This is a genomic window from Chitinophaga sp. S165 (assembly GCF_003182155.1).
Taxonomy (GTDB): domain Bacteria; phylum Bacteroidota; class Bacteroidia; order Chitinophagales; family Chitinophagaceae; genus Chitinophaga.
Map to the genome: position 1 here is coordinate 111,758 of NZ_QGTG01000011.1, position 13,672 is coordinate 125,429.

Annotated in this window: 8 protein-coding genes; 3 read left to right on the forward strand and 5 right to left on the reverse strand. The window is 46.1% G+C overall.

Annotation, left to right across the window (positions count from 1 at the left end; translation table 11 throughout):
* Positions 1-258 precede the first annotated feature (258 nt).
* Complete coding sequence (locus C7475_RS29040; RefSeq protein ID WP_110056942.1) at positions 259-1,032, reverse strand: hypothetical protein; 774 nt, start codon at positions 1,030-1,032, stop codon at positions 259-261.
* 1,039 nt (positions 1,033-2,071) lie between these two features.
* On the opposite strand from C7475_RS29040, the gene C7475_RS29045 reads away from it, so the two are divergent.
* Entirely contained in the window at positions 2,072-3,508 is a 1,437-nt protein-coding gene (locus C7475_RS29045) for an amino acid permease (protein ID WP_110056943.1), read from the forward strand.
* Between the two features lie 106 nt (positions 3,509-3,614).
* Positions 3,615-6,854 (forward strand): S41 family peptidase, encoded by a 3,240-nt coding sequence (locus C7475_RS29050; protein WP_110056944.1) that lies wholly within the window; start codon positions 3,615-3,617, stop codon positions 6,852-6,854.
* Between the two features lie 148 nt (positions 6,855-7,002).
* Here the strand turns inward: C7475_RS29050 and C7475_RS29055 are convergent, their stop codons facing one another.
* The 3 genes from C7475_RS29055 to C7475_RS29065 all read right to left on the reverse strand — a co-directional run bounded on the left by C7475_RS29055 (position 7,003) and on the right by C7475_RS29065 (position 10,535).
* Complete coding sequence (locus tag C7475_RS29055; RefSeq protein WP_110056945.1) at positions 7,003-7,944, reverse strand: hypothetical protein; 942 nt, start codon at positions 7,942-7,944, stop codon at positions 7,003-7,005.
* A 213-nt stretch (positions 7,945-8,157) separates the two neighbouring features.
* Complete coding sequence (locus C7475_RS29060) at positions 8,158-10,107, reverse strand: M56 family metallopeptidase (RefSeq protein WP_110056946.1); 1,950 nt, start codon at positions 10,105-10,107, stop codon at positions 8,158-8,160.
* Positions 10,108-10,133: 26 nt separating this feature from the next.
* Complete coding sequence (locus C7475_RS29065; protein ID WP_110056947.1) at positions 10,134-10,535, reverse strand: BlaI/MecI/CopY family transcriptional regulator; 402 nt, start codon at positions 10,533-10,535, stop codon at positions 10,134-10,136.
* Positions 10,536-11,073: 538 nt separating this feature from the next.
* Here C7475_RS29065 and C7475_RS29070 point away from each other — a divergent pair.
* Positions 11,074-12,336 (forward strand): epoxide hydrolase family protein, encoded by a 1,263-nt coding sequence (locus C7475_RS29070; RefSeq protein ID WP_110057015.1) that lies wholly within the window; start codon positions 11,074-11,076, stop codon positions 12,334-12,336.
* Between the two features lie 113 nt (positions 12,337-12,449).
* Here the strand turns inward: C7475_RS29070 and C7475_RS29075 are convergent, their stop codons facing one another.
* The gene (locus C7475_RS29075) at positions 12,450-13,604 is read right to left on the reverse strand and encodes an alginate lyase family protein (RefSeq protein ID WP_110056948.1); all 1,155 of its coding nucleotides are present in this window, start codon (positions 13,602-13,604) and stop codon (positions 12,450-12,452) included.
* Between the last annotated feature and the right edge of the window lie 68 nt (positions 13,605-13,672).

Below are 13,672 nucleotides of genomic sequence, written 5' to 3' on the forward strand. Positions count from 1 at the left end.
TTAATGAATTTTTGTGAAAGGCTTAAGATTATTCCGGTGCTGGCGTCGTTCTCAGTGGCGGATTTGTATGCTATAACGCCCTTTGTTATGGTTTGGCTGGTATTTGGACTTACGATTATTCCGGCGTTGACCTTCTAGCTCACGGTTGCAGGTGGGATCACTGGCTGTCGTTCTTTGAAGTTCCTTGCTATGTAGCTTTGATTGGCGGTTAGGCTTTGGGAATTCTATTTAAACCCCTATCTGTCGCATCAGCATACTTCAAATAACTAAGGCCAGTGATTCCCACCTGCACCGCTCGCTGCGGGCGGTCTCCCCAATAATAGCATGACAGTATATATTCATGTACCTATCCGTATGCATACTCTTTACATAGTTACTGTTATATTTGCTATTATATTTACTATCACATATAGCCCTTATACGAAGGCATTCATGATGTCCGTTTACATTGAAGTTATCCGAAGTACTACAGCTAGAACTACAATTACAGCTATAGCTGCATACATATAATCTTAGCCGTTCTCTATTACATTTAACATATACGTCATTAGATTTGCCGGTATATTTCAAACTATGTTCATTATAATAGTCGCCATCGTTTTCCTTATAGACTACACCTGTATGTTCACTACAACATTCATGATATTCGCAACATACATTGTACCCATTAGTTTCCCTACCAGTTATGTTATCCATTGACTGAGACAGATAAACGGCTTCCATCATAATAACTACATCATCTGCATTAAAGCCTTCTTTTAAGAGGGACATTGCCTTTCCAGTAAGTTCGCGATATTGTTTATATACACGTTCATCGGCAGGTATTTGCCTATATATGTGTGAAGCAATACGTGCACCCACTTTAAGCCATCCCGCATACATCATTGTTTTAGCAAAAGCAGGATCATGTTTAATGCGCTTACCAGTAAGTGAACTTTTAGTACGGATGATATACTCTCCGTTCATAAGATATATTGTGAGATTGTCTCTGGTACCTACAAAAGGAGGTACACCACCGGCAATTTTGGGCATGTTATTTAGTTTATGCAAATGTAGCATACTAGGGGTATACGTCGTAGTAACGTCGGGTTAACGTCCTGTTTAAAGCGTACTTTATTGCCGTTATTGCCACTTATGCCGTTTTTGCCACATGTTGTTCATACCATATGTTGTTCATCTCACATGTTGTTCATGCCAGACGTTGTTCACATCACATGTTGTTCATACCCTTTGTTATTTACATCATCAGCTATTTATACCATCATGCTGTTTATACTGATCCATACACATAACATCTGCCATCACAAAACGTGACAAGTCGTCCTGCTATAGGTTGGGAGACCGGCCGCAGCGAGCGGCGCGGGTGGGAATCACTGGCCTTAGTTATTTGAAGTATGCTCAATACGATGCACCAGGGGTTTAAATAGAATTCCCAAAGCCTAACCGCCAATCAAAGCTACATAGCAAGGAACTTCAAAGAACGACAGCCAGTGATCCCACCTGCGACCGTGAGCTAGAAGGTCAACGCTAGAATAACCGTCAGCCCAAATCAAACTGAATAGCAAATACCAAAAGCTAAATAAGAACAGTGATCTCAAATGCCGTTAAACCCACATACGCATCCCCGCACAACATGCAGCAAAAATCCACACATTTAACGGTAACCTCCGTAAACGTCAAAAAGAACCCTAACATCAAATTTGGAAAAAAATAAAAATGAAGAAATCATTTCCACGTACGCCCCGAAGGACATTTGAAATTACAATTATCGCTGGTGATTCCTCTAACATCAAGACCAACAGGCATTTCGTCGGCAATTACACAAAAAGGCACAGTTGTTTTTATGGCATAGATCAACGCTAAAAGCAGTTGTAAAAAATAAGCCGCCCTATAAAGAGCAGCTGTCTGATATCCCTATACCTATGAAATATATTGGCTAAGTTATAAAACAGGATGATTGTTCTCGTTAATGAGATGTTAACAGAATCAAAATAGTTCCGCCCAGAGAAAACCTATTAATTTTGTAGGGTATTAAGAAGCCATTACCTTTGCAGCCAAACCAACTTTACCTGTGATAAAAAAATCAATAGAAAGTCTTCAGCTGGAAGCTGCTCAGAGCGGGGCCAACACATTAAGACGTAATCTCGGGGGAATTAATCTCATTGCAATAGGTATCGGCGTGATCATAGGCGCAGGTCTTTTCTCGCTGACAGGCATTGCGGCCGCCAATAATACCGGCCCTGCCGTTATTCTGTCGTTCATACTCGCAGCAGTAGGATGTGCCTTCAGTGCGCTATGTTACGCAGAAATGGCCTCTATGGTGCCCGTTGCCGGTAGTGCCTACACATACGCTTACGCTACGCTCGGAGAATTGTTCGCCTGGATCATCGGCTGGGACCTTGTGCTGGAATACTCCGTAGGCGCAGCCACAGTCGGTATCAGCTGGTCTAAATACCTCGTAACCTTTCTTGACAAATTTAATATCCACCTGCCGGCACAACTGGTCACGTCACCGTTTGAACTGGTTAAACTGGCGGATGGCACGCAGATCCACGGGTATATCAACCTGCCCGCAGTACTGATCATCGTCTTTATTACCTCCATCATTATCTTTGGAACAAAAGGCTCTGCCTTGTTCAATGCCATCGTAGTGGCATTGAAGATCAGTGTTGTACTGGTCTTCATTGCGTTAGGCTGGCACTATATCAATCCGGAAAACTACAAGCCGTTCATACCACAGAATACGGGCGAGTTCGGACATTTCGGCGTGAGCGGTATTCTTAGGGGCGCCGGCGTAGTGTTCTTTGTGTTCATTGGTTTCGATATCGTAGCTACAATGGCGCAGGAAACGAAGAACCCTAAAAAGAATATGCCCATTGGCATCCTGGGTTCTCTTATTATCTGTACCATTCTCTTCGTCCTGTTTGGCTATGTGATGACAGGATTGGCGCATTATACCGAGTTTAAGGACAATGCCGCTCCTGTGGCAGTGGCTATTGCACACACGCCGTATGAGTGGTTGTTCCTGGCGGTAATAGCAGCGATCCTTATCGGTTATACGTCCGTGATCCTGGTAGATCTCCTGGGACAGTCCAGGGTGTTTTATTCCATGAGTAAAGACGGATTGCTGCCACAGGTGTTCTCCAAATTACATCCCCGTTACGCCACTCCCTACAAATCGAATATCGTACTATGTGTCTTCATCAGCCTTTTCGCAGGACTGGTGCCTATTCACGTAGTAGGGGAGATGACCAGTATCGGTACCCTGCTGGCCTTTGTAATGGTCTGCCTGGGCGTTATTATCCTGCGTATCAAACAGCCGGATATCCACAGGGCATTTAAAACACCATTTGTACCGTTAGTGCCGATACTGGGTATCCTTACCTGCCTCCTCATGATGTTCTCATTACCGCTGGATACCTGGATACGGCTTATCGTATGGCTGCTGATCGGTTTTGCCATCTACTTCGGATATGGCCGCAAACATAGTAAACTGCGGAACAGCTGACGACAGAAGAGGTCCATCAGGAAAGAAAACCTTTTATCATTTCGGAAATAAAGGCGGCTGTTAAATTTGCTATCTTGGATAGTGAATTTAACAGCCGCCTTTATTTATGAGAAAACTACTACTTGCTCTTACCATGTGCTACGCTGCCACAACGGCTTACGCACAGGAAAACGCCTTATGGTTACAATACCCTGCTATCTCGCCTGACGGCAAGACCATCGCTTTTGGCTACAAAGGAGACATCTACCGGGTAGATGCCAATGGCGGTGTGGCCATCCCCATCACCATTCATGAAGCCCATGATATGATGCCTGTATGGAGCCATGACGGCAAATCACTGGCCTTCGCCAGCGACCGTTACGGCAACTTCGACGTATTTGTGATGCCTGCCACCGGCGGTACACCTGTTCGCCTGACTTACAACAGCGCTGGCGATTATCCGTACGACTTTACGCCTGACAATAAACAGGTACTTTTCGGCAGTGCCCGTAATGCGCCTGCTGCTAACGTACGCTTTAGTTCAGGCCTGTTCGACAACCTGTATAATGTGCCTGTTGCTGGCGGCCGTTCTATCCTGGTCAGCGCGGCAGGTGCAGAATGGGCCCACTATAATAGTAAAGGCTCACAGATCATTTTCCAGGACACCAAAGGCTATGAAGATCCCTGGCGTAAACACCATGTGTCTTCCGTAACAAGAGATATCTGGGTGTACGATATAGCCGGGAAGACCTACAAACAGGTATCCGGCTATGAAGGCGAAGACAGGGAACCCATATTTGCCGACGATAACCAGGTGTTCTACCTGAGTGAAAAAGGGGGCATCGCTCAGAACCTCTTTAAAGGTTCTCTGACAGATAAGACTAAACTGCAACAACTCACCCGTTTCGAAAAACATCCGGTACGCCATCTGTCCAAATCAGATGACAACCTGCTTTGCTTTACCTGGAACGGTGAGATCTATACATTGAAAGAAGGCCAGCAACCGAAGAAAGTGGCCATACAGGTCTTCAATGACGGCCGCTCTTCCGTGACCAAACCACTGTCTATAAGTGGTAATGTGACCGGGTTTGCCATGAGCCCTAACGGAAAGGAAATGGCCTTTGTAGCGCGTGGTGAGATCTTTGTTACCAGTGTGGAAGGCAATATGACCAAACGTATCACCAACACGCCCCAGCAGGAACGTTCCGTTGCCTGGGCGCCCGATGGGAAACATATCGTTTATGCCGCTGAGCGCAAAGGTAACTGGGACATCTACCAGGCTTCAATCGTGCGCACAGAAGAGCCCTATTTCTTCGCATCTACCATCCTGAAGGAAGAACCGCTCATTGCTACGGAAGCAGAAGAGTTCCAGCCGCTGTTCTCTCCCGATGGTAAGGAAATAGCTTACATGGAAGACCGTAACATATTACGTGTGTTCAATGTCGCCTCCAAAAAGAGTCGTACACTGTTACCTGCAGGCCGTAACTTCTCTTACTCCGACGGTGACTGGCAGTTCTTCTGGAGCCCCGATGGAAAGTGGATCGTAACCGACGATCACCAGGGATATTTCAACGTGAGTAATGCTGCTATCATCTCCGCAGATGCCAAAGGACAGACTATCTACCCGGTGATGAGCGGCTTCGGAGAAAACAATAATAAATGGGCGGCAGATGGTAAGGTGCTGACCTGGCTGAGCGATCGTAATGGTCGCCGGGGACTGGCTACACAAGGTAACAGGGAGTTGGACATCTTCGGTGTATTCTTTGACCAGGAAGCATATGACAGGTATAAATTATCGAAAGATGAATTTAACCTGCTGAAAGAGAAAGAAGACAATGCAAAGAAATCCGGTAAGGATTCTGCTACTACGAAAAAGGACACTGCAGCTACGCCTAAAAAGCCCTTTAATCCCGACTTCAATAACCTCGATGGCCGGATCATCCGTATGACCATCAACAGCGCCTCTATCAGCGACTATGTGCTGAATAACGACGCGAGTAAGGTATTCTATATGGCAGCCTTCGAAAAAGGATATGATCTGTGGGTAACAGAGCCAAGAACAGGAGAGACCAAGATACTGGCCAAACTAGGCGGTACTCCAGGTAGCATTGAGCTTAGTAAGGATGGCAACACCGTATTCGTCAACAATCGTGGTAGTGTGGTGAAAGTTGATGCAACTTCTGGCAAGATCACACCAATATCAATCAGCACAGAGTTCCTGCTTGACCAGGAAGCAGAACGCCGTTACATCTATCAGCACGCATGGAAACAGGTGGAGGATAAGTTCTACGACCCCGCCGTTCTGAAGAAAATAGACTGGGAAATGTACGCGAACAACTACGCACGTTTCCTGCCACATATCAATAACAACTACGACTTCCAGGAATTGCTCAGTGAACTGCTGGGTGAGCTGAATGCCTCTCATACCGGTGGCCGTTTTAATGCCAGCCGTGCTGATGGCGATAACACAGCCGCGCTGGGGTTACTGTACGATGAAACCTTTATAGGCAATGGCCTGAAAGTGGATGAAGTAATTACCGGAGGACCATTTGACAAAGCATTCAGCAAACTGAAAAAAGGATACATCATTGAACGTATCGACGGTAACGAGATCTCTGCACAACAGGACTGGGCCATGCTGCTGAACCGTAAGACAGGTAATAATATCCTCGTAAGCATCTACGACCCTGCTACACAAAAACGTTGGGATGAATCGGTAAAACCTATCTCCAACCAGGAAGAAGGTAACCTGATGTACAAACGTTGGGTGAATAACATGCGTAATATGGTAGACAAGCTGAGTGGTGGTAAAATAGGGTACGTACATGTACAAGGCATGAATGACGCCAGCTACCGTTCCGCATACGATGAAGTAATGGGTAAGAACAGAGAGAAGCAGGCACTGATCGTAGACACCCGTTTTAACGGTGGCGGATGGCTGCATGATGATCTGTATAATTTCCTCGGTGGAAAAGCATACATCAACTTCGCTCCGCAAAGCCATAGAACAAAAGCGTGGGAACCACAGACCCGCTGGACAAGACCAAGCTGCGTACTGATGGGAGAAGGCAACTACAGCGATGCCCATATCTTTCCTTTCATCTACAAACAGGATAACCTGGGTAAACTGATCGGTATGCCGGTACCTGGAACAGGTACAGCAGTATGGTGGGAAAGGCAGATAGATCCGACATTGGTTTTTGGTATTCCAATGGTAGCAGTGTTCGGAAGAACTGGCGATCATCCGCTGGAGAATACACAACTGGAACCGGATATCCGTGTTCCACTGCGTTACGAAGATGCGTTGAGTGGTAAGGATAATCAGCTGGAAGCCGCCGTGACAGAGATGATGAAAGAGATCAAATAAAACAACTTTATATCAATGAAAAGGGTGCATCAACGGCGTGATGCACCCTTTTTTATTATACCGTAACAGTTAAATGATCAAACGGATTGCCATCCCGGAATCGGGACGGCTTTTTTCCTTTTTGCTAAAATGACTGCATGCAGATCCTTTAATCATTTCCGCTCATCTGCATATTCCTGTTCTGGCCATTAGAACTGTATGTCAGGCTATTCTTAGCAAAGCGGGGGTATTTGTCCTGGTATTTTTTGTGCACAGCATCAGGCTGTTTAATACCATTCACAGTAATTTCAGTAGGAGTGAGGGTCAGCAAACGGAGGTCGGCAGCACTGTTGATCAGTTTATCACTCACCATATCGGCCATCATTTCATCCAGCAGTTTTCTGTCTGCCGCCGCCTGTGCACGGTCTTTCTCCGCCTGAACACGGTCCCTGGCAGCTTGTTCCCTGTCTTTCTCAGCCTGCAAGCGATCCCTTACAGCCTGTTCTCTGTCTTTCTCAGCCTGCGCACGGTCCCTTACAGCCTGCTCCCTGTCCTTATCAGCCTGTACACGATCTCTCTCTGCCTGCTCTCTGTCTCTATCTGCCTGTAAACGATCGCGGTCAGCCTGCTCTTTGTCCCGCAGGCGCTGGTTTTTATCCTGATCGGCCCGTGAACGGTCTTTAATGGCCTGTTCTCTGTCTTTCTCAGCCTGTGCACGATCTCTCAGTGCCTGCTGTCTGTCTTTATCGGCCTGAAGACGGTCGAGCCTTGCCTGTTCCCTGTCTTTCTCCGCTTGTATACGATCAAGTCTTGCCTGTTCACGGTCTTTCTTCATTTGTGCAATAGCACTATCGACAATTTTCTTGTAGTCGCCCCATTTTTCCTGCGGAACAAGTATACCATCAACAGAGAGGAAGCTCAGTTTATCATCGACAAACTCCATGTGATAAGTCTTATCATCATCATTGATAGTGATGCGCGACTTCCCGTTTCGTCCATCGCTGGAATAGTTACTGGTCGAAGATGTTGATTGTTGCGCGTTTACGGAAATCGTCAATACCAGCAGGCATGCAGCAAGCAGTATGTTGCTTGTAAAATAATTTGTTCTCATTTTCTGATGAATTTAAAGTTTGTAATAAGGCCCGGGATGTACAGGCAATAAACATCCTGTTACAGCTTTAGCTGTAAAAAAATGATGGAAATAGCTCTCCTGTCACAGTGCGGACTGTGAAAATTTTCAGGTCATATCTGTTATTTTAGAATGGTAGCGGCAATACAATGCCATCCGTGTTTATAGCACGGTTTTTAAAACGATGGTCTGTTGTTATATAGCTGGAAATTGTGTTTGTCGTCTCTTATCTGCCTCCGCCTGTGCACGGTCTTTCTCACCTTGCAAGCGGTCCAGTATGGCTTGTTGTCTGTCTTTTTCAGCCTGCATGCGATCCCTATTGGCTTGCTCCCTGTCTCTGTCTGCCTGCATACGGTCTTTAACGGCTTGCTCCCGGTCCCTCTCCGCCTGCATACGATCTTTAACGGCTTGTTCCCTGTCTCTCTCCGCCTGTGCACGATCTCTGATGGCCTGCTCTCGGTCTCTGTCTGCCTGCTCCTTATCCCTGATGCTCTGTTGCCTGTCTTTCTCTGCCTGTACATGTGCGAGTCTTGCATCTTCTTTCTGACGTTCCCTTATTTCACGTGCAGTACGTTGTTCGGCAGTTTCATTTACAGTGAGGGAAGCAGTTAATCTGTTCAACCTGGGACTATTCTCCGGATGATATGGCTTTCTGATGACTGGCTGCCGGCGTTGGCGGGGACTATAAAATGGGGCCTGTGATCTGCCTTGTATTTCTCCACCATACTGACCTCCACCAGACTCACCTCCACCATACTGGCTGCTACTACTATACTGGCCACTACCATACTGACTTCGACCATACTGGCTGTTATCTTTCGCCTTGTCCTGATGGGCATTATATCTCTGAGTTACTTCCATTCCATCGTTCTGAACGATATTGGCATTTACTACCTCCATTGGCTGAACTGTCTGATCGCTCGTTGCGGAAGATCTATCCGAAGATTCATCAGTAGGATGTTGATATTTGTTTTCGATCACATTATTGGCAGTACTTCCGGCTGGCTTATCAGCTGCACGGATGATAGCAGAAAACTGTTGCTGTACAGGTGGTGTATAATAGTACGCCTTTGCTGTATGTTTACTGCTGAAGATATCATGTTCTATCTCCCGCAGTTGTGTAATAGCGGCGGTCGATAAAATAGCCGTCAGCAAAATAATACCGGCAAGGAAGAAGACTTTTTCGCCTGTTCCCAGCGATTGATTTTTATTATTGATAATGCGGCTGACCCTTTGCAATAACTGGTTCTTTTTGCCAGGAAATGCTACTGCAGATGGATAGTTGTACATAGCATGTTCCTTGAAACTGATCAGTGCCTGTATGAACTCTCTCTTGTTACCGGTTTGTCCGAGAGCAATATCATCACAACAGTGTTCCCGTTCATCGCGCAGCAATGCGGACATCCACAACAGACCCGGATTAAAGAAGTAAACAGTTTCACAAACCGTTTGTAGAAGATTAACCAGGTAATCGTGCCGGCGTATGTGTGCCAGTTCATGCAGCAGCACAGCCTCTATCTGTTCCACCGGCAAACCTGTCAGCAATCCCGCAGGCATCAGTATCACCGGTTTCATATGGCCTATTACCATAGGCACTTTCACGCGGGCAGATTCGAGTAAACGGACATAACGCCTGATATGCAGTTTCCTGCAAAGGAGTACCAGCCGTTCCTGCCAGTCTGCCGTGGTAATTGTGTAGGTACTCCTGGTCTTTTGCAGATAGATCAGACCCTGTACCATCCTGAGAGAACGGAAGGTGAAGAAAATAGCCCATATCAGCACCAGCAGTGGCGCATGATCGGATATATAAGCGGCACAACTATCGGTAAACAGTCTCACATTGACAGCATCAAGATTCAGCAGCTGTGAGGCATTCTGTCCGATAGCACCTGCCAGTGGTACCATGCTCCTTGAAGGCCCGCTTAAACCATGAATGAAGGTCCATGCACAGGCCAGTATAAATAAGATGAACTGGATGAATACAATGTTATACCTCAACTGCGCCTTCACCCTTTTAGCGGTTTGCAGTAAGACGGCTGTGACAACAGCCAGCAGCAATCCCTGCCAGAGAGAATGCACCAGCATCCAGCTAAAGGCCTGAAGGAACCGTTCAATACCAGCATTTATGTTGAGGTACGGGTACATGGATATAAATTGATTTAATTGTCGTCTTATTTACCTTCCATATTTTTCAATAACTCTTTCATTTTCTTCAACTCTTCCGGAGAGGTCTTATCATTACCCAGTAATGCCACCATCAGGTCGCTGGGAGAGCCGTTATACATGCTATCCATAAACCGGTTCAGCAGGGTGCCTTTCACCTTTTTCTCCTCAACAGCAGCACTATAAACGTGCTTCATGCTGCTTTCGTCACGCTCCAGCATCCCTTTTTCCTTCATAACCTGCATCAGTTTCAGAGTACTGGTATAGATCACCGCCTCCTTCTGCTCGTTCAGCTTATCATGAACAAAGCGCACAGTAGAGGGGCCATACTGCCACAGGACCTGCAGTACGTCCATTTCTGTCTTCGTCGGCACCATTTCCGGGGATGTATCTTTCTTAAATAAACTCATGATACCAAAGGTATGTATTAAAAACGTACGTTGCAATAGGTAGGCTTATTTTTTTTCCCATACCCCGTCATCTATGTACCAGGAAGACCAGGTAATGCAGCAAACGTTCTTATAAAGTTCCTGTCCTTATTGTCTAAAGCTGTCACCACCGTAAATAAGCATGAAGTAATTATAGGGCCCACATATGTATCCCATCATTTATATACTGGGAAGACCAGCCAGCAGAGGCTCAGGTTGGAGTTCCTGGCCTCAGTTATTTGAAGCATGCTGATGCGATGCAACAGGGGTTTAATCAATAACCTAAAGCTCAACCGCCAAATAAAAGCTAAATAAAAAGGAGTTTCAAAGAACTGCAGCCAGAAGCCGAAGCAGCTGAACATTTCCTGCCTATAAGAATAACCCGGCCATAACTTCAACTTGCGAATTGACTGCTTCAACCCTCAATTCGTCCACCTATGCCAACTCAACATTGATGAACGTTAATAACGGCTATACTTTTGACACACGAAAAAAATATCCTTACATAAAACAAAATGAAATGAAAACGAATATAGTAAAGACATTGGCCGCCGGAGCGCTGATGTTATTCACAGCAACAGGTTTTGCACAAAGTAAATCCGAAGCCATCCGTCCTTTCCACATCAACGTTCCCGAACAGACATTAACAGAACTTCGCCAACGTATCAATGCCACGAAATGGGTGGATAAAGAAACCGTGAACGACCAGTCACAAGGTGTTAAACTGGAACAGATGCAGAGGCTTCTGAAATACTGGGGCACTGATTATGACTGGCGGAATGTAGAAGCTAAGTTGAATGCACTGCCGCAATTCGTAACTAACATTGATGGCCTGGACATACATTTCATACACGTACGTTCCAAACATAAAAATGCAATGCCATTATTACTGACACATGGTTGGCCGGGTTCAGTCCTTGAAATGGTAAAAGCTATCGGCCCGCTGACCGATCCTACAAAATATGGCGGCACAGCTGATGACGCATTTGATGTTGTAATACCATCCATGCCGGGTTATGGTTTCTCTGAGAAACCTAAAGAACCAGGATGGGGTGTTGAAAGAATGGGGCGTGCCTGGGATGTATTAATGAAACGTTTAGATTACCAGCACTATGTATCACAGGGTGGTGACTGGGGTGCAGTTGTCGCAGATGCCATGGGACGTCAGGCGCCTGAAGGTTTACTGGGCATCCATGTGAATATGCCGGCTACCGTACCTGCAGATATCGCCAATGCACTGAAGAACGGTGACCTTGCACCTGCTGGATTATCCGATAAAGAAAAGGCAGCTTACGCTTCACTCAATAAGCTTTATACTAGAGGTGCCGGTTATGCGGGTATGATGGTAACACGTCCTGAAACTTTAGGCTTCGGATTGACCGATTCTCCTGTGGCCCTGGCTTCTTTCTTCATGGATAAATTCAACGACTGGACTTACAGTGGAGGTAATGCAGAGAAGTCACTTACCAAAGACGAAATACTGGATGACATTACATTGTACTGGGTGACCGGAACAGCAGCTTCTGCCGCACAGTTGTATTGGGAAAACAACAATAACAACTTCAACGCGGTAGAGCAGAAGACGAATGAGATCAAGGTCCCTGTTGCTATAACCGTGTTCCCTGGTGAAATTTACCAGGCGCCTAAAACATGGGCAGAACGTGCGTATCCTCACCTGACCTATTTTAATGAGGTGAAGAAAGGTGGCCACTTTGCTGCATGGGAAGAACCACAATTATTCGCTGAAGAATTACGTGCAGCATTTAAACCACTGCGCAAGTAACAATCGGATCGCTTTTTCTTTTGGAGGTTTTATATAAAAAAGGACCGCCCTGGAATATTCCGGGGCGGTCTTTTTATCCGCTATAGCTGTTATCTGTTTACGGCTGTTTGTTATTACAGGCCTGGTACGTTAAAGTGTGTATAGGAGGTGAAGCCTAAGAATGTTCTGTCGTTAGGCACATACAGCGGGTCCTGCAGTTCCCGGAGGTACTTCAGGTTAGCTGTTTTGTAATAGCTGTAAGCCACTTCGGTACCTGGGAATACAGGGCTGGACGTAGTACAGATCTTACAGGAAGTAGTTCTGCCGTAAGCAGCTCTCATATAATCATAGCCTTTGCTGAGCAGGTTTGAATTGAAGGTATACAGGGAGTTATCGCCCTGTATCCTGGCCAGTTCAGCAGCATATGAAAATGCTGTCAGTGAATACTGGAAATGTACGCAGTCATTTCTGTCGCAATATTCAGGAATAGAGCCATCCGCCTTAATGATAATAGGCAGGTGTTGCGTAATGATATTGTAACCGTTCTGATAAACAGTCTTGCTGTTCAGGAAGATCCCAATAGCCATTTTCGCATAACCGGCAGAAGCGTTCCAGTTGTTGTTGTAGGCAGGTGTGTTGTTAATGTAGTTGTTCTTCACCAGGTTCAGATAGTTGTTGAACTGGTTGATGTCGGCGGTAGCCCAGCCGGCCGACTTTCCAAAGGCCTTGTAATAACGCATGATCTCTGCCGCAGCTACGAAGCTCGGAGTGGTCCAGGATGCCTCCAGGGAAGGCTGGTACTGGTTAGCGCCCGACATCAGTGCGTAGTTTTTGAACGTGTAAGACCAGCCGTTCAGAATGGCGATACATTGCTGAGCATATGTAGCTGTACCCGTCTTAGCCCAACGTAATGCCAGTGCGTACGCCAGTACGGCGTCTTTCCTGATCTGACTTTTAGATTCTGTCGTTGCCCCGTTTGAACCTACAGTTACGGTCGCCCAGTATTTAGTAGGAAGCGGATTGTTGTTTACATAGTCCAGTACTTTCTGGTAAGAGGCAGTACGTACCGGTTCTCCGCCATTTACCTCGGAACCTATGAGGTCAAGGCTGGCTTGTGTATTCAGTACACCAGGATGTACAAATGTATCTATCGCTGCAGCAGCTGCTACCAGGTTGTTAGCCAAAGCAGGCTTCGCAGCGTTTTCATCTTGTTTTTTGCACATCAGCAATAGCGTTGCCATGGCAAACGTAGTCATGCAAAGGAGGAGGGAATTTACGGTCTTCTTCATGTTTAAGAGGGATTTATCAGGCTATAGCGGAATTCGTTGTGGTCTGATAGAAGTATATAATGGTTATG

What these genes read in the sequence shown, in the direction of transcription:
- C7475_RS29040 (WP_110056942.1), bottom strand. Translation starts at nt 1,032, where the DNA reads ATGCCCAAAATTGCCGGTGGTGTACCTCCTTTTGTAGGTACCAGAGAC.
- C7475_RS29050 (WP_110056944.1), top strand. Translation starts at nt 3,615, where the DNA reads ATGAGAAAACTACTACTTGCTCTTACCATGTGCTACGCTGCCACAACG.
- C7475_RS29055 (WP_110056945.1), bottom strand. Translation starts at nt 7,944, where the DNA reads ATGAGAACAAATTATTTTACAAGCAACATACTGCTTGCTGCATGCCTG.
- C7475_RS29060 (WP_110056946.1), bottom strand. Translation starts at nt 10,107, where the DNA reads ATGTACCCGTACCTCAACATAAATGCTGGTATTGAACGGTTCCTTCAG.
- C7475_RS29065 (WP_110056947.1), bottom strand. Translation starts at nt 10,535, where the DNA reads ATGAGTTTATTTAAGAAAGATACATCCCCGGAAATGGTGCCGACGAAG.
- C7475_RS29070 (WP_110057015.1), top strand. Translation starts at nt 11,074, where the DNA reads ATGAAAACGAATATAGTAAAGACATTGGCCGCCGGAGCGCTGATGTTA.
- C7475_RS29075 (WP_110056948.1), bottom strand. Translation starts at nt 13,604, where the DNA reads ATGAAGAAGACCGTAAATTCCCTCCTCCTTTGCATGACTACGTTTGCC.